At 58.7% G+C, this 15260-nt stretch carries 16 protein-coding genes and 1 tRNA gene; 9 read left to right on the top strand and 8 right to left on the bottom strand.

Translation table 11 applies throughout. The annotated features are described in order from the left end of the window. Nucleotides 1–663: 663 nt before the first annotated feature. Nucleotides 664–1458 carry a rhamnan synthesis F family protein gene (locus HQ945_RS13690; protein WP_162737284.1) on the top strand — a complete coding sequence of 265 codons (795 nt, stop codon included), beginning with the start codon at nucleotides 664–666 and terminating at the stop codon, nucleotides 1456–1458. A gap of 240 nt (nucleotides 1459–1698) precedes the next feature. Here the strand turns inward: HQ945_RS13690 and HQ945_RS13685 are convergent. From HQ945_RS13685 to HQ945_RS13665, 5 genes are all read right to left on the bottom strand, one after another. After that, nucleotides 1699–1775 (bottom strand) — tRNA-Arg (locus HQ945_RS13685). 252 nt (nucleotides 1776–2027) lie between these two features. After that, on the bottom strand, nucleotides 2028–2981 hold the full coding sequence (locus tag HQ945_RS13680; protein WP_027231318.1) for an acetyl-CoA carboxylase carboxyltransferase subunit alpha: 954 nt from the start codon (nucleotides 2979–2981) through the stop codon (nucleotides 2028–2030). A gap of 132 nt (nucleotides 2982–3113) precedes the next feature. Beyond that, entirely contained in the window at nucleotides 3114–3626 is a 513-nt protein-coding gene (locus HQ945_RS13675) for a hypothetical protein (RefSeq protein WP_174208184.1), read from the bottom strand. 38 nt (nucleotides 3627–3664) lie between these two features. Further along, nucleotides 3665–4591 carry a site-specific tyrosine recombinase XerD gene (gene xerD / locus HQ945_RS13670; protein ID WP_113282093.1) on the bottom strand — a complete coding sequence of 309 codons (927 nt, stop codon included), beginning with the start codon at nucleotides 4589–4591 and terminating at the stop codon, nucleotides 3665–3667. 4 nt (nucleotides 4592–4595) lie between these two features. Beyond that, nucleotides 4596–4757 (bottom strand): hypothetical protein, encoded by a 162-nt coding sequence (locus tag HQ945_RS13665; RefSeq protein ID WP_051614764.1) that lies wholly within the window; start codon nucleotides 4755–4757, stop codon nucleotides 4596–4598. Between the two features lie 131 nt (nucleotides 4758–4888). On the opposite strand from HQ945_RS13665, the gene HQ945_RS13660 reads away from it, so the two are divergent. Genes HQ945_RS13660 through HQ945_RS13650 form a run of 3 tightly spaced genes read left to right on the top strand, consistent with a single transcriptional unit; the run spans nucleotide 4889 to nucleotide 7922 of the window. Further along, nucleotides 4889–5512 carry a shikimate kinase gene (locus HQ945_RS13660; RefSeq protein WP_051614766.1) on the top strand — a complete coding sequence of 208 codons (624 nt, stop codon included), beginning with the start codon at nucleotides 4889–4891 and terminating at the stop codon, nucleotides 5510–5512. Next, the gene (aroB, locus tag HQ945_RS13655; protein ID WP_113282092.1) at nucleotides 5509–6639 is read left to right on the top strand and encodes a 3-dehydroquinate synthase; all 1131 of its coding nucleotides are present in this window, start codon (nucleotides 5509–5511) and stop codon (nucleotides 6637–6639) included. Before HQ945_RS13660 ends, aroB begins: the two co-directional genes overlap by 4 nt. After that, nucleotides 6636–7922 carry an HlyC/CorC family transporter gene (locus HQ945_RS13650; protein WP_091921224.1) on the top strand — a complete coding sequence of 429 codons (1287 nt, stop codon included), beginning with the start codon at nucleotides 6636–6638 and terminating at the stop codon, nucleotides 7920–7922. The genes aroB and HQ945_RS13650 overlap by 4 nt, the downstream gene beginning before the upstream one ends. Nucleotides 7923–8047: 125 nt before the next feature. Here HQ945_RS13650 and HQ945_RS13645 read toward each other — a convergent pair whose 3' ends face one another. Continuing rightward, nucleotides 8048–8350, bottom strand: coding sequence for a BolA family protein (locus HQ945_RS13645; RefSeq protein ID WP_113282091.1), 303 nt, complete (start codon nucleotides 8348–8350; stop codon nucleotides 8048–8050). Nucleotides 8351–8474: 124 nt separating this feature from the next. Between HQ945_RS13645 and HQ945_RS13640 the strand changes: the two genes are divergently transcribed. From HQ945_RS13640 to HQ945_RS13625, 4 genes are all read left to right on the top strand, one after another. Next, nucleotides 8475–9122 (top strand): J domain-containing protein, encoded by a 648-nt coding sequence (locus HQ945_RS13640; protein ID WP_027231323.1) that lies wholly within the window; start codon nucleotides 8475–8477, stop codon nucleotides 9120–9122. Between the two features lie 93 nt (nucleotides 9123–9215). Continuing rightward, the gene (gene cobS, locus HQ945_RS13635) at nucleotides 9216–10202 is read left to right on the top strand and encodes a cobaltochelatase subunit CobS (RefSeq protein ID WP_027231324.1); all 987 of its coding nucleotides are present in this window, start codon (nucleotides 9216–9218) and stop codon (nucleotides 10200–10202) included. 13 nt (nucleotides 10203–10215) lie between these two features. Beyond that, on the top strand, nucleotides 10216–12102 hold the full coding sequence (gene cobT, locus HQ945_RS13630) for a cobaltochelatase subunit CobT (protein ID WP_113282090.1): 1887 nt from the start codon (nucleotides 10216–10218) through the stop codon (nucleotides 12100–12102). Further along, nucleotides 12102–13112 (top strand): esterase-like activity of phytase family protein, encoded by a 1011-nt coding sequence (locus HQ945_RS13625; RefSeq protein WP_113282089.1) that lies wholly within the window; start codon nucleotides 12102–12104, stop codon nucleotides 13110–13112. Before cobT ends, HQ945_RS13625 begins: the two co-directional genes overlap by 1 nt. Here HQ945_RS13625 and HQ945_RS13620 read toward each other — a convergent pair. Next, nucleotides 13085–13735 carry a queuosine precursor transporter gene (locus HQ945_RS13620; protein WP_091921233.1) on the bottom strand — a complete coding sequence of 217 codons (651 nt, stop codon included), beginning with the start codon at nucleotides 13733–13735 and terminating at the stop codon, nucleotides 13085–13087. The genes HQ945_RS13625 and HQ945_RS13620 overlap by 28 nt on opposite strands. Before the next feature lie 99 nt (nucleotides 13736–13834). Beyond that, nucleotides 13835–14134: a 50S ribosomal protein L28 gene (gene rpmB, locus HQ945_RS13615; protein WP_091921235.1), complete on the bottom strand. Its 300-nt coding sequence runs from the start codon at nucleotides 14132–14134 to the stop codon at nucleotides 13835–13837. 278 nt (nucleotides 14135–14412) lie between these two features. Between rpmB and HQ945_RS13610 the strand changes: the two genes are divergently transcribed. Continuing rightward, on the top strand, nucleotides 14413–15222 hold the full coding sequence (locus HQ945_RS13610; protein ID WP_027231329.1) for a DUF3108 domain-containing protein: 810 nt from the start codon (nucleotides 14413–14415) through the stop codon (nucleotides 15220–15222). Nucleotides 15223–15260 lie beyond the last annotated feature (38 nt).

Raw genomic sequence — 15260 nt, 5'->3', positions numbered from 1 at the left:
GTGGCTCGCGCGTTTCAAGGAAGGCTTGTACGGCCTTTCCAGGTTCGCGTGCGATACCCGCGTCACCGGGCTCGGCGGGAAGTCAGTCTCGATTGCCCATCGATGAGAGCGTTCACTAACCGCGACCGATCAGGCGTCCGAAAAATCTAAGGGGGCCCGTCAGTTTCCAAGACGTTGAATTCCGTAATTCTCGTAGTTCGCCGTCTTGCCTTGCTGTGTCGAATTGTAATTGTGCAATTGTTTGCTCAAGGGCTGCGGCGTTTGAAACGAGGCCTTGCACTTGTTCGTTGCGTTCACCGAGCGCCTTCCCAAGCGCATCGTTTTCTGCGGTTACCGACCCAAGTCCCTTCAATTGAGAGATTGAAGGGACTTTACGACGCGAACTTTTTCACGAGATCGGTGTGATGGTGTGTCAAGATGGGGCAGCCCGTTTAACATTGGTGTAGCTGGAACATCACAAGATGGGATACATTTGCGCGCTTGGAAAAAGGCTTGAAAGCGGGTTGTGAATCGCGGTTCACCAGTGATTACGGTTTGACAGATGTGACGGGATTCGTCACTACGTTGAAAAATCGAGTAACAGTGCGGTCTTGTGAAGTATTGGCGACTAACCAAATAGGTTGTCGTTAAACGGTTCTTTGTGGTCTTGTGGAGATAGCTCAGTTGTCAATTAATGAATCACCCAGGCCGGACCTAGAGGAGACAAGCGAGTTTCCGGTCATTGTTATTTGTCATTGCCACTATGAGGAGGTGGTGGACGAACTCATCTGCGTGCTCGATCGGGTGCCAGACACCGCCCAGATCTATGTCACGTCGTCCAATCCATTAGTGTTGTCAGCATTCAAATCCAGGTGGAAAAGATGCAAGGTCTCACTTGACGTATTGGCCACCGAAAACAAGGGGCGGGATGTCTTGCCCTTCCTCAGGGTGCTCGCTCTTCTCAAATTGCCCGACGATCTACCCATCCTGAAAATTCACGGGAAGCGCAGTCTCTATTCTCCATCCGGCGAGAAATGGAGACGCGATCTGCTAAATGAACTTATTCCCTCTGAAGCAGGCGTCCAAAAGATCGTCAATGAATTCGGCAATTCGCCAAAATTGGCGATGATTGGCGCGAGCGGGTCCTATGTCAGCGATCTGGGATATTGGGGCTCAAACCAGAGACGAGTATTTAAATTTATAAGATCGGCAGGTTCAGAGCCGGCCTCTGTTGACCTTGGTTTCTATGCGGGAACCATGTTCTGGATACGGTCGCAGTGTGCCAACAGCATTCTTTCCAATGTCGACCTTGATCAGTTTGAGAAGGAACGCGGGCAAAGGGACGGAACTTACGGCCACGTGCTTGAACGAGCAATCCCGATGATGCTCAGATCCCAAGGTTGGTCTTTGCGAGAAATTGGCGATCACACGGAATTGTTTCCACATAAAGTCCGCCATCGAAAACTAACGTACTTTTAGACTATACCTGCAGCCGCAAAATTTTGTCCAGGTCGTGCCCTTTTGCGTAAGCCGCGGAATAAGGTCATTAGGGCGACGATCAATTTAAAACTGAAGGTTAGCTGATCGAAGCAAAGGCTATCCGTATCCTGCTGTATGAAAGCAGCAAGACGCTACCGTTCGTTACCGGCAAAGGCCCTGCGAAATCGGGCTTGCGCCCACAGTGGCCATCACAACTATAATTGGATCATATTGAAAGAATGGCGCGCCCGAAAGGATTCGAACCTCTGACCCCCAGATTCGTAGTCTGGTGCTCTATCCAGCTGAGCTACGGGCGCGTACCACTTATGCGCGTTCGTCTGCGCAGCGCGGTTCGTAATGGGTTGGGAAACGAATTGCAAGCTGCTTCGTAAAAAAACCGAAACTATTTTCGGCAGTGCGGTCGCGGCGCGGATTGTTCGGCGACTTAGCAAATTCGCTGCAGCATGCGGTGAAGCGCAGCGCAAAAAAAGCCCGGAGACAAGCGGCCGTTGCTCAATCAAAGGTCGAAGGCGAGGAGCTTGAGCGCCTACTGCTTGGAGAGAAACGCTCTAAAGATTGCGGCCGATCGAGAGATATTTGTCGCGGCGATCCTGGCGCAGTGCGTCGCCGTCCATGTTGCCCATGGATTTGAGGGCGACGTTGATGATGTTGCCGGTCGCCTCGATGGCGGCGTCCTTGCCGCGGTGCGCACCGCCCATGGGCTCGGGGATGATGCCGTCTATGATCTTCAGTTCGTAGAGATCCTGCGCCGTAATGCGCATCGAGGTTGCCGCATCCTTGGCGCGCGTCGAATCGTGCCAGAGAATTGAGGCTGCCCCTTCCGGCGAAATGACCGAATAGATCGAATGTTCGAGCATGTAGACGCGGTTCGCCGTGGCGATGGCGATGGCGCCGCCGGACCCGCCTTCACCGATGATGACGGAGACGACCGGCACTTTCAGGTTGAGGCACGCCGCGGTGGAGCGGGCAATGGCTTCCGCCTGGCCGCGTTCCTCGGCGGCAATGCCCGGAAAGGCGCCGGCCGTATCGACGAGGGTCAGCACCGGCAATTGGAAGCGGTCGGCAAGTTCCATGATGCGCACGGCCTTGCGGTAGCCTTCGGGCATGGCCATGCCGAAATTGTGCTTGAGGCGCGACTTGGTGTCGTTGCCCTTTTCCTGACCGATTACGGCGACTGCCTGGCCGTTGAAACGGGCAAGGCCGGCCTGCACTGCATCGTCGTCGGCAAAATTGCGGTCCCCGGCAAGGGGCGTGAAGTCGGTAAAGAGCTTGGAAATATAGTCCACGCAATGCGGACGGTCCGGATGGCGGGCGATCTGCGCCTTCTGCCAGGGCGTAAGCTTGCGGTAGAGATCGCGCAGGGCCTCGGCCGACCTTTTTTCCAGCCGTGCGATCTCGTCATTGGTATCGAGCGCGTCGCCTTCTTCGGCGAGCTTCTTGAGCTCGAGGATCTTGCCATCGAGATCGGCAACCGGTTTCTCAAAATCAAGGTAGTTGTACATGGACGAGATGTCTGCCTGCAAACGGTGAATTTTGCTCTAACTGGCTGTTGCCGAGGCGCATGTCAAGAAACATGGCCGAACGGCGCGCCGGCGGCGCAACTTATTGGGGGGAATTCAGGCGAAGGTGTGGTGCTACTTCGCCGCGGGCTTGCGCCTTGCAAGCTTCGGCGGCCTTGGCGGCGCGGCAGTCTTGCGCCGCCTCGGTTTCGGTTCTGCGTGTTGCCAACCGATCCAGCGGCCTTCGCCAGCAAAATGGCGCGGGCCCAAAGCTGCGGTTTGCAACCCTTCACGCAACATGTCGAGGTCAAGGTCCGGCATACGATCGAGAAGGCCGGGAGGCAGGCGGTCAAGATCGAGCCAGGTGACATCGAAGTAGATGTGTTCCTTGCGCTCGCCGTCATCGACGGTAAAGAACCATTGGCTTTCCATATAGTCGCCAAACCACGGGTCGGGAAACATGGCGGGCGTAAAGGTAAAGCCGAAGGCGGTTACCTCGTTCCAGCTCCAGCTTTGCCGCCAGCCCATGGAGCGGGTGAGGTGGCTGGTGCGGGTGAAGCCCCGATCATGAAAATGCATCACTTCGCCGTCGGCCTCGGCGGGCGGCGGCTCCGGTCGGGTGATCATCTTCTTCAACAAGTGCCACATGGACAGACCTCTGGTTGAATGCTTTTTCGCCCTTCTCCCTAGTCTGCCAGAGGGTGATGCTCCGTGACAAGCCTGTGCAGGCGTTCTTCCATCACATGCGTGTAAATTTGGGTCGTCGCAATGTCGGAATGACCCAGCAATTGCTGGACAGCCCGCAAGTCGGCGCCGTTCTGGAGGAGGTGGCTGGCGAAGGCGTGGCGCAGGACGTGCGGCGAGATCGCGGAGGTTTTTAGCCCGGCGCGGGCCGCCAGCCCTTTCAACTCGCGGGCAAAAACCTGCCGCGCCAGAAAGCCAGTTTCGGAAACAGCGGGAAAGAGCCAGGAATTGTCGGCAAGATTGGGCTGTGCATCACGGGCGGCGAGGTAGCGGTTCATGGCATCGCGCGCCTTTGTCGAAAGCGGTACCATCCGGTCTTTCGAGCCCTTGCCGCGCACCATCAAGAACCGGCTGTCCTGCCGGGCGACAGCCACCGGCAATCCGACAAGCTCGGAAACGCGCAGGCCCGTTGCATAGAGGATTTCGAGGAGAGCATGCAAGCGCAGGGCCTGCATCGGCGATGCACCGGAGGCCTGCGGATCGTTCGTTTCAAGCTCGGCGCGCCCAAGCAGTTTCTCGACATCCGCCTCGCTCATGATTTTAGGAAGCGCCCGCTCCTTCTTGGGGGCATCGAGCGTGCTCGTTGGATCATCACCCCGGAGATTTTCCGTATACAGAAAGCGAAAGAACTGGCGCAGCGCCGAGAGCCGGCGGGCCTGCGAGGTCGCTGCGAAACCACGGGCCGAAATATCGTCAAGATAAGCGCGAACCGTCGCATTGGCGGCATCCGTCAGCTGCTCGCCAGCCGCCGCGCTGAAGGCGGCTGCGTCTTCGAGATCGCGCCGATAGGATTCGAGTGTGTTCCGGGCGGCGCCGCGTTCGGCACTCATCATTTCGAGAAATGTTTCAATGGCGGCGGCAGCGCGCATGGCGTCACTTCTTCTGGTCGGGCTTCGGGTTGAGCTTCTCGCTTGGAATGCGAATGGTCATTTCGGTCTGCTTGGGATGCACGAAGGTCACGAGCGCGACCATGCCGGCATAGACGAGCCCGGCGAGGATCGCGAGGACAAGGATCAATCGTGTCAGGGTAGGCATTTTCGCTTCATAGGTCAGATTTGAGGTTCCATAATCCTGCCGTCGAAACCTTATGATTTCATGAAACTGGCAAGAAGGGCAGGACCACTATAGTTTGCTTGACGAAAACAGAGTTTTCCTGTCGATACGCAATGATGAACACCACTGAAGACCAAGTAGAACATACGGACGTATCAGAGACTGCAAGGTCCATCCGCGAGCGCCTTGGGCACAAATCCATCGTGCTCATCGGGCTGATGGGCGCCGGCAAGTCGACGGTCGGCAAAAAGCTTGCCGCATTGGTCGAACTGCCCTTCTTCGACGCCGATCACGAGATCGAAAAGGTCTCGACCATGACGATCCCGGAACTCTTCGAAGCCTATGGCGAGGCCGAGTTCCGCGACCTCGAGCGGCGGGTAATTGCCCGCATGCTGGAGGATGGACCGATCGTGCTTGCGACCGGCGGCGGCGCCTATATGAACGACCAGACGCGGCGGGCTATCGCCTCGGAGGGGGTTTCGCTTTGGCTGAAGGCCGAGCTCGATGTGCTGATGCAGCGCGTGGCGCGCAAGCAGAACCGGCCGCTTCTCAAGAACGACAACCCGCGCGGCGTGATGGAGCGGTTGATGACCGAGCGCTATCCGATCTATGCCCGGGCCGATCTGACGATCAATTCGCGCGAAGAAAAGAAAGAGATCATCGCGCTTGAGGCGATGCAGGCAATTGCCGAGCACCTCGGCGGCGTGGTGATGACCGGTGAGGAAAAGAGTAAATGACGGAAGCATCCGCCGCAGCGCCAACGATCGTTCCCGTCAAGCTCGGGGACCGCTCGTATGATATTGTCATCGGCTCGGGGCTTATCGAGCGCGCCGGTCGTGAGATCGCCGATCGGACCGACGCCATGCGCGTTGCCATCGTCAGCGACGAAACGGTGGCCGGCCTGCACCTTGAACGCCTTACGCACAGTCTCAACGCAGCGGGCGTTCACGTGACGCCGATCATCGTTGCACCGGGCGAAAAGTCCAAGGGATTTGCCACGCTCGAGACGGTGACCAACGCTATCCTTTCGGCGCGACTTGAGCGCGGCGACATTGTGATTGCCTTCGGCGGCGGGGTCATCGGTGATCTCGCCGGCTTTGCTGCGGGCATCGCCCGCCGCGGCATGGGATTCATCCAGATGCCGACCTCGCTTCTCGCGCAGGTCGATTCCTCTGTCGGCGGCAAGACCGGCATCAATACCATCCACGGCAAAAACCTCGTCGGCCTGTTCTACCAGCCGCAGCTTGTCCTTGCCGATACGGATGTTCTCGACACGCTGTCGCCACGCGAGTTCCGCGCCGGTTATGCGGAAGTTGCCAAATACGGCCTGATCGACCGGCCCGATTTCTTCGCGTGGCTCGAAAAGAACTGGCGCGGCATCTTCGAAGGCGGTCCGGAGCGGACGGAGGCGATCGCCGTCTCCTGCCGGTCCAAAGCGGACGTGGTGGCCCGCGACGAGCGGGAAACCGGTGACCGGGCCTTGCTCAATCTCGGCCATACGTTCGGGCACGCGCTTGAAACGGCAACGCACTATGATTCTTCGAGGCTGGTGCACGGCGAGGCTGTAGCGATAGGCATGGTCCTTGCCCATCAGTTTTCGGCCAAGATGAACCTGGCGAGCCCCGACGACGCCGCGCGGGTTGAAACGCATTTGCGCATGGTCGGCCTTCCGACATCAATCCACGAAATACCGGGTGATTTGCCACCCGCCGGAAGGCTGATGGAATATATTGCCCAGGACAAGAAGGTGGCGCGCGGTGCGCTTACCTTCATACTCACGCGGGGAATCGGCCAGTCTTTCATAGCCAAGGACGTGCCGGCATCCGCCGTATTGAGTTTTTTGCAGGAGAAGCAGCAAAGATGACCCTGGAAATCTGGATCTTTTGCGGAGTCATCTTCGGTCTGATCCTGATCTCCGGACTGTTTGCCGGGTCCGAAACGGCGCTGACAGCGGCATCGCGGGCGCGAATGCATCGCCTCGCCAACCGTGGCGACAGCCGGGCGAAGATCGTTGCCAATCTTATCGAAAAGCGCGACCGGCTGATCGGCGTCATGCTGATCGGCAACAACCTGATCAACATCCTCGCCTCGTCGCTGACGACAAGCATGCTGCTTGATCTCTTCGGGCAGGCCGGTGTCGCCTATGCGACCGCGATCATGACAGTGATGCTTGTCATCTTCGCCGAAGTCCTGCCGAAATCATGGGCCGTTGCGAGCCCGGATCGGCACGCGCTTGCGCTCGTGCGTTTCGCCCAGGGCACGGTTTTCGTGCTCGGCCCAATCTCTGACCTCGTCAACTGGATCGTGCGCAAGATGCTCGGCGCCTTCGGCATCAACCTTGCTGCGGGAACATCCATGTTGTCGGCGCAGGAAGAGCTGCGCGGCGCGGTCGAACTCCTGCACAAGGAAGGCTCGGTCGTCAAAGGCGACCGCGACCAGATCGGCGGGCTGCTCGATCTGCGCGAGCTCGAAGTCTATGACGTCATGATCCATCGCACGGACATGGATTCGGTCAATGCCGACGATCCGGTCGAAACGGTGATCGGCGAGATTCTTGCGAGCCATCACACGCGTATCCCGGTCTGGAAGGGGGCGAGCGACAATATAGTTGGTGTCGTCCACGCCAAGGACCTCGTGCGGGCCATTCGTGACGCAGACCGCGACTTTGCGAAGATCAACATCATGAAGGTCGCGACCAAGCCGTGGTTCGTGCCCGATACGACCACATTGCAGGACCAGCTCAATGCGTTCTTGCGGCGCAAGGCGCATATAGCGATCGTCGTCGATGAGTATGGCGATGTTCAGGGATTGATCACGCTTGAGGACATCCTTGAGGAAATCGTCGGCGACATTGCCGATGAGCACGATATCGACGTGCAGGGCTGCCGGCCGCAGCCTGACGGTTCAGTGCTGGTCGACGGTTCAGTGCCGATTCGCGATCTCAACCGCGCGCTCGACTGGAACCTGCCCGATGCTGAAGCCACAACCATCGCGGGGCTTGTGATCCACGAAACGCAGAGCATCCCCAAGGAAAAGCAGGCCTTCACCTTCCACGGCAAGCGCTTCACCATTTTGCGGCGGGAAAAAAACCGCATCACGCGCCTGCGCATCCGTCCGCTGGAAGACGACAAGGCCGAATCCCGCTAGAATCACGACAATCCTGACGATTGCTTCAGCGCGACTGGCGCGACCCGGCTACATTCCGCGAGGTCTGTGCCCCGCAATCGGGCGCGATTGCCAGGCCTGAAGGGCAGTGGACAGAGCGTTGAACGCTATTTACGTGTAGGCTCGCCGGGTGCTGCCGGCTCGAGCGCCAGCGCATGAACGCTCCCGTTCAATTCCTCCTTGAGGACATTGTTGATGGCCCGGTGGCGCTCGACGCGCGACAGTCCCGTAAAGGCGTCCGCGACAATACGCACCCGAAAATGCGTTTCGCCCGACCCGTCAAATGTGCCATGATGATCGCCGTCTGAATGATGGTGACCGGCGTGGAGGTGGCTTTCATTAATGACTGCCAAAGAAACGGGATGAAAAGCCTCGTTCAGTTTGTTTTCGATTGCGGACTGAGTGGACATTTCGTTCTCCTGCGCCCATATGGTAGTTTCACTTGGCAAATCCGTACATGATCACAAATTTACCGCCATTTCAGGCGTTAGGTCGATCCATGGGCAAATGTCAATTCATGCTTAGCAAAGATAGATGACTTCGAATTCGAAATATTTTGACAGCATCCGCATCCGGCCGAAGAAGGCGGAAGAGGAAAAATCGCGCACTCCGGTGTGTCAGTGGGACGGCTGCGAAAAGCCGGGTCCGCATCGCGCCCCCGTGGGCCGCATGAAGGAGGGAGAATTCTTCCACTTCTGCATCGATCATGTGCGCGAGTATAACAAGGGCTACAATTATTTCTCCGGTCTCTCCGATGCCGAAGTCGCGCGCTATCAGAAGGAAGCCCTGACAGGCGACCGCCCGACCTGGACCATCGCTGGCCTGCCTGGAACGGGCGCCGGCGCAAGCGCCCAGGCTGCAAGCGCTGGCGGGGCGCGCACATCGCCGGACTTTTCCAAGCTGCGCTCGGGCCGCGCGGCTTATCTCAATCGTTTTCGTGATCCCAACAGCGTCTTCAATGAGGCGCGGGTTCATGTGCGCAAGCCGAAACCCTTGGAAGCGAAAGCGCTGGATACGCTGGGACTCGGCGCAAAAGCCAGTAGCGAAGACATCAAGTCGCGCTATAAAGAGCTGGTGAAGCGCCATCATCCCGATGCCAACGGCGGTGATCGGGCTTCCGAGGATCGTTTCCGTGACGTAATCCAGGCCTATCAATTGCTTAAGCAGGCTGGTTTCTGCTAGGACCGCTGTCGGCTTATTTTTCGAGACCTCGCCGGAGGTTTCAGGGTGTGACTATCGTTTTGCGTCTGCGCGTGCAGTCGCGCTGGAGGCATGATGAACAAGGTTGATCGCGATATTGCGAATTTGCCGGATACAACGGTTTCGGTTTCCAAGCTCTTCGGGTTTGATTCGGACATGATGGTCCCTGCCTATAAGGCGGGCGATGCCTATGTGCCGGAAATCGACAACGACTATCTCTTCGACAAGCAGACGACGCTCGCGATCCTCGCAGGCTTTGCCTATAACCGCCGCGTCATGGTTTCCGGCTATCACGGGACCGGCAAATCCACCCATATCGAACAGGTCGCCGCCCGCCTGAACTGGCCTTGCGTCCGCGTCAACCTCGACAGCCATGTCAGCCGTATCGATCTCGTCGGCAAGGATGCGATCGTCGTCAAGGAAGGCATGCAGATTACGGAATTCCGCGACGGCATCCTGCCTTGGGCCTACCAGCACAATGTCGCGCTCGTTTTCGACGAATATGATGCGGGCCGGCCCGACGTGATGTTCGTGATCCAGCGTGTGCTGGAATCGTCCGGCCGCCTCACGCTGCTCGACCAGAGCCGGGTCATCCGTCCGCACCCTGCCTTCCGGCTGTTCGCGACGGCCAATACCGTCGGTCTCGGCGATACGACGGGCCTCTATCATGGCACGCAGCAGATCAACCAGGCACAGATGGACCGCTGGTCAATCGTAACGACGCTCAACTATCTGCCGCACGACAACGAGGCTGCAATCGTCGCGGCCAAGGCCAAGCACTACCAGAACAAGGAAGGCAAGGAGATCATCTCGAAAATGGTCCGCGTCGCCGACATGACGCGCTCGGCCTTCATCAACGGCGATCTGTCGACGGTCATGAGCCCGCGAACAGTCATCACCTGGGCGGAAAACGCCGATATCTTCAAGGATGTCGGTTTCGCGTTCCGGCTCACCTTCCTCAACAAGTGCGATGAGCTTGAAAGGCCGATCGTTGCGGAGTTCTACCAGCGCGCCTTTGGCAAGGAACTGCCCGAATCAACGGCCAACGTCGTCATAAGCTGAGCGGCTGTTGGAAATGGCAGGTCCGGGAGATAACTTACGTACAAATCCGAAAGGCCCGGTCGATTCCGAGCCCTTCAAGCGTGCCGTTACCGCCTGCATGCGCGCCATTGCCGGCGATCATGAACTCGAAGTCGGCTTTGGCAATGACAAGCCGGCGCTGACCGGCCATCGCGCCCGCCTTCCGGACCTTCCCAAGCGCCCGTCCGCCAACGACATCGCAGTCACCCGCGGTCTTGGCGATTCGATGGCACTGCGCAAAGCCTGCCACAATGACCGTATCCATGCGACGCTCGCCCCCGAAGGCAAGCAGGCGAGGGCGATTTTCGATGCCGTCGAACAGGCGCGTGTCGAGGCGATCGGCGCCTTGCGCATGGACGGCGTTGCCGAAAACCTGACTTCGATGCTTTCGGACAAATATGCGCGGGCCAATTTTCCCGCGATCACCGATAAGGCCGAAGCGCCGCTCGAAGAAGCCGTGGCGCTTCTCGTGCGGGAGAAACTGACCGGACGCAAGGCGCCGGAATCGGCGGGCAACGTCCTCGATCTTTGGCGCGAATGGATCGAGGAGAAGGCCGCCGGCGACATCGACCACCTGGCCGCCAAAATCAACGACCAGAACGCCTTCGCCCGCGTCGTGCGCGAGATGCTCGCCTCCATGGAAATGGCCGAGGATCTCGCCCAGGACAGCCAGCAGGACGAGGACCAGGACAATAGCGAGGATTCGCCCGATCCGGAGGAAAACGAAGAGGGCGGTTCCGAGCAGGACGAAGGCAGCGATTCGTCCGAAAGCGATGATTCCGACACGTCCAGCGATGACAGCCAGGCCGGGGAGACCGAGGCCACCGATGCTTCGTCGGACGAGATGGAAGAAGATAGCGACGCCGACGCCGAAATTCCGGGTGAGGCGCGCCGGCCCAATCCGCCTTTCTCCAATCTCGGCAGCGAAAGCGGCTACAAGGTCTTCACCCAGGAGTTCGATGAGACGACCGACGCCGAAGAGCTTTGCGACGAAGCAGAACTCGACAGGCTGAGGGCGTTTCTCGACAAGCAGTTGGCCAATCTTTCCGGCGTCGTCGGGCGCCTCGCCAACCGGTTGCAGCGCCGCCTGATGGCGCAACAGAACCGGTCCTGGGATTTCGATCTCGAGGAGGGCTATCTCGACTCCGCGCGGCTCGTGCGCATTGTCATCGACCCGACACAGCCGCTGTCCTACAAGCAGGAACGCGATACGGATTTCCGCGACACGGTAGTCACCCTCCTCATCGACAATTCCGGGTCGATGCGGGGCCGTCCGATCACGGTGGCTGCCACCTGTGCAGATATATTGGCGCGCACGCTTGAGCGCTGCGGCGTAAAGGTCGAAATCCTCGGCTTCACGACCAAGGCCTGGAAGGGCGGGCAGGCGCGCGAGGCCTGGCTCGAACGCGGCAAGCCCGCCAATCCCGGGCGCCTCAATGATCTGCGCCATATCGTCTACAAGCGCGCCGATGCGCCGTGGCGCCGTTCACGGCGCAATCTCGGCCTGATGATGCGCGAGGGACTGCTGAAGGAGAATATCGACGGTGAGGCACTGATCTGGGCACACCAGCGTCTGCTCGGCCGTCCCGAGCAACGTCGCATCCTCATGATGATTTCGGATGGCGCGCCGGTCGATGATTCGACGCTCTCGGTCAATCCGGGCAACTATCTCGAACGGCATTTGCGCGCCGTCATCGAAGAGATCGAGACGCGCTCGCCCATTGAGCTGATCGCGATCGGCATCGGTCACGATGTCACGCGCTACTATCGACGGGCTGTCACCATCGTCGATGCGGAGGAGCTTGCTGGCGCCATGACCGAGCAACTCGCCTCGCTGTTCGAGGAACCGGAACGGGCGCTGAAATCCGCGCGGAAACGTTAATGCGGCGACCCGCGCTGGCTTTCCGGCGCGCATCACTATCAGCCGCTATTCTCATTCCCCTGACTGCGCAAGCGCAGGACGAGGGCGTGTCACCCGCCGTCATCAAGGCATATCCGATCAGTAACTTTCGGATCGGATCGTCAGAAACCCGATTTGGCGCATTGGAGTTCGTCGGCGGTCTCGACCTTTCTTCGACCAATCGCGACTTCGGCGGCCTTTCGGCGTTCCGCTATCTCGACAAAGGCGGCTCGTTTCTCGGCATTACCGATACGGGCTTCTGGTATGCCGGCACGATGGAACGCGACGAGAAAGGCAGGCCGGTCGGGGTCGGCAAATTCCGCCTCGCGCCGATCCCGAGCGAGGATGGCGCGCCTCTTGAGGGCAAATGGAATTCCGACGCCGAAGGCATGAGTGTTTCGGGCAGCACGGTGACGGTCTCATTCGAACGCGTGCACCGGATCGCAGAATTCGATCTCGATCTCGAAAACTTCGCGTCAAAGCCAAGATTTCTGCCGCTGCCGATACCGGAGAACGAGCTCCGCAGTAATCGCGGCATCGAAACGATCGCCTATGCGCCGGAGAGAGGGCCGCTCCAGGGCGCCCGCGTTGCCGTTACCGAGAAAAGCATCAACAAGGCCGGCGACATGTTTGCTGCCGTGCTTGAGGGCCCGCGCAAGGGCATCTTCTACGTCAAGCGCATTGACGGTTTCGACATCAGCGATGGAGATTTTCTGCCGAACGGCGATCTTCTGTTGCTGGAGCGCCGCTTCAGCATTGCCAGCGGCGTTGCACTGCGCATTCGCCGGATAGCCGCCGACGCCATCGTACCCGGCGCTACCGTGGATGGTCCCGTCATTCTTGATGCTGACATGCGCTATCAGATCGACAATATGGAAGCGCTTGACGTCTGGAAGGCCGAGGACGGCTCGACGCGGGTGTCACTCGTTTCCGACGACAACCACTCGATCGTCCAGCGCAATCTTTATCTGGAATTCCGGTTGGCCGAATAGATCGCCGGCGCGAAGATGGCGAGTATGGCGCCATAAGGGACAAGCATCACCACGGCCATGACGATCTTGACCATGAGGTCGCCGAAGCCCAGCGACATCCACAGCGGGATCTCGTGGCCGAAGAATGGAACAGGCATGGCGAGTGACGAGTCGGGACGGCCCGTCACTGCATCGATCCAGGCAAATTTCGCGGCGAAGGCGATGGAGAAGAACAGCAGCGTGTCGAGGAGCGAGCCGAAGATCGCCGAGGCGAACGGGGCCTTCCACCAGGTCAACTGCCGGAGCTTGTTGAAAACCGTGATGTCGAGCAACTGCGCTGTCAGGAAGGCAGTGCCAGAGGCGATCGCAATGCGCGGCGTCGCCAGCCAGATCGACAGGACCACAGCGATCGTAAAGCCGACATAGACGACCCTGCGCGCAAAGGCGGGGCCATAACTTCGGTTGGCAAGGTCGTTGACCAGGAATGCAATCGGGTAGGTGAAAGCCCCGTAGGTGAGTATTTCACCAAGGCCGAAGTGGTTGAACGGGTACTGCACCAGAATATTGGAGGCAGCGACCACGGCGCACATGGCGAGGACGGGAAGAATGAAATCCGAAGGAGAATAAGCGCTTTTGAGCGGCATTTTTTTATCCTGGGTAATGGAACCAGCCAAAACGATGATGACAACAATAAGGCCAGCCGAAGCTGGCCTTACGGCAATCAAATGGAAGCCGTTGCCGGATCAGGCAGCAACCGGTGCCTCTAGAAGCTTCTTGGCGATCTGGCGCTTCAAGAGACGAGCGCGCTGCGACAATTCCTTCTCGTCAGCCTTGGCCAGGAACGCGTCCAGACCACCGCGATGCTCGACACTGCGCAGGGCATGAGCCGAGACGCGCAGACGGAAGCTCTGACCGAGAGCTTCGGAGATCAGCGTAACGTGGCAGAGGTTCGGCAAAAAGCGGCGGCGCGTTCTGTTGTTCGCATGGCTCACATTGTTACCGTACTGTACCGATTTAGCGGTCAATTCACATGTGCGGGACATTGGGTCTCACCTTCAAATTTCATTACCTATAGCCCGAATGTTTCTTGTTACCATCGCACGTCGCCGTGCAGCGGCGCGCTTATCGGACAGGCGGCCTATTGGGAAGTCGCGTTTCTATAGTGATATGAGCCGCGCGCGTCAAGTCCACTTCTGCTGCCGGCTGCGAAGTTTGGCACAGCTCTTGCGTGGCAGGCCGTCAGTTCACATCTTTATCACAACTTTGCCTGCTTTCTACGTTCGAAACGCAGAAAGGGACGCGCACCGACGGGAATGACAGAATGAAGCCTACCCGGCATCTTGCCATCCGAAGACTAGCTCTCTTTCCGTTGGCCGCCGCCGCGCTTATCGGAGCCGTGCCGGCACATGGGGCGCAGTCGTTCAAGACCGACTACCGTGTTTCGATATATGGCTTGTCGATCGCCAAGGCGAGTTTTTCGACCAGCGTTGAGGAAAATGGTGCCTACAAGGTCACGGGCAAGCTTTCGAGTTCCGGCCTAGCCAGTATTTTCGACGATACGAATGGGAATCTGGACGTCACCGGGCACCTTGCCAAGAACGGACCTGTGCCGAATTCCTACGAGGTGAAGTACCGGCACGGCGACCGCGACAAGCTGACCTCGATTGCCTTCACCAATGGCAATGTGACCAATACAACCAACGTTCCGCCCATTAATAGCAAGAAGAAGAACTGGGTGGAGCTGACGCCTGCCGATCTTCAATCCGTTGCCGATCCCATATCCGGAGTGATGGTTGCGGCGGATCGTCCCGATGAGGTCTGCGCCCAGACCTTGCATCTTTATGACGGGCAGACGCGCGTCGATCTCAAGCTGTCGCCATCAGGTGGTGTCGCCCCCTTCGCGACCCGCGGCTTCAAAGGCGATGCCATAACGTGCACCGCGAAATTCGTCCCGATCGCCGGCTATCAGGCGGGCCGCAAGGCGATAGAATATTTGAAAAACTCCAGCAAGATCAGTCTCACCTTTGCTTCGCTGGGCAAGTCAGCTATCTATTCGCCCGTGCAGGCGAGGATCGGCACGCAGATCGGTACGGTTACCGTTTACGCGACCCGTTTCGAAAAGACAAAATAGCGCGGCCGGGGGCGGTCGTTTCGAAATTGGGGGCGCCG

The organism is Phyllobacterium pellucidum (genome assembly GCF_013327855.1).
GTDB lineage: Bacteria > Pseudomonadota > Alphaproteobacteria > Rhizobiales > Rhizobiaceae > Phyllobacterium > Phyllobacterium pellucidum.
The sequence above is the reverse complement of the archived record's forward strand: the minus strand, read 5'-3'. Positions and strand labels throughout refer to the sequence as shown.

Excerpts from the sequence above, each read along its gene's own strand:
- HQ945_RS13660 (WP_051614766.1), top strand. The coding sequence starts at position 4,889 with ATGATGAACACCACTGAAGACCAAGTAGAACATACGGACGTATCAGAG.
- HQ945_RS13620 (WP_091921233.1), bottom strand. The coding sequence starts at position 13,735 with ATGCCGCTCAAAAGCGCTTATTCTCCTTCGGATTTCATTCTTCCCGTC.
- HQ945_RS13675 (WP_174208184.1), bottom strand. The coding sequence starts at position 3,626 with ATGTGGCACTTGTTGAAGAAGATGATCACCCGACCGGAGCCGCCGCCC.
- HQ945_RS13645 (WP_113282091.1), bottom strand. The coding sequence starts at position 8,350 with ATGTCCACTCAGTCCGCAATCGAAAACAAACTGAACGAGGCTTTTCAT.
- aroB (WP_113282092.1), top strand. The coding sequence starts at position 5,509 with ATGACGGAAGCATCCGCCGCAGCGCCAACGATCGTTCCCGTCAAGCTC.
- cobT (WP_113282090.1), top strand. The coding sequence starts at position 10,216 with ATGGCAGGTCCGGGAGATAACTTACGTACAAATCCGAAAGGCCCGGTC.
- cobS (WP_027231324.1), top strand. The coding sequence starts at position 9,216 with ATGAACAAGGTTGATCGCGATATTGCGAATTTGCCGGATACAACGGTT.
- HQ945_RS13650 (WP_091921224.1), top strand. The coding sequence starts at position 6,636 with ATGACCCTGGAAATCTGGATCTTTTGCGGAGTCATCTTCGGTCTGATC.
- HQ945_RS13680 (WP_027231318.1), bottom strand. The coding sequence starts at position 2,981 with ATGTACAACTACCTTGATTTTGAGAAACCGGTTGCCGATCTCGATGGC.
- HQ945_RS13640 (WP_027231323.1), top strand. The coding sequence starts at position 8,475 with ATGACTTCGAATTCGAAATATTTTGACAGCATCCGCATCCGGCCGAAG.
- HQ945_RS13665 (WP_051614764.1), bottom strand. The coding sequence starts at position 4,757 with ATGCCTACCCTGACACGATTGATCCTTGTCCTCGCGATCCTCGCCGGG.
- HQ945_RS13625 (WP_113282089.1), top strand. The coding sequence starts at position 12,102 with ATGCGGCGACCCGCGCTGGCTTTCCGGCGCGCATCACTATCAGCCGCT.
- xerD (WP_113282093.1), bottom strand. The coding sequence starts at position 4,591 with ATGCGCGCTGCCGCCGCCATTGAAACATTTCTCGAAATGATGAGTGCC.
- HQ945_RS13610 (WP_027231329.1), top strand. The coding sequence starts at position 14,413 with ATGAAGCCTACCCGGCATCTTGCCATCCGAAGACTAGCTCTCTTTCCG.
- rpmB (WP_091921235.1), bottom strand. The coding sequence starts at position 14,134 with ATGTCCCGCACATGTGAATTGACCGCTAAATCGGTACAGTACGGTAAC.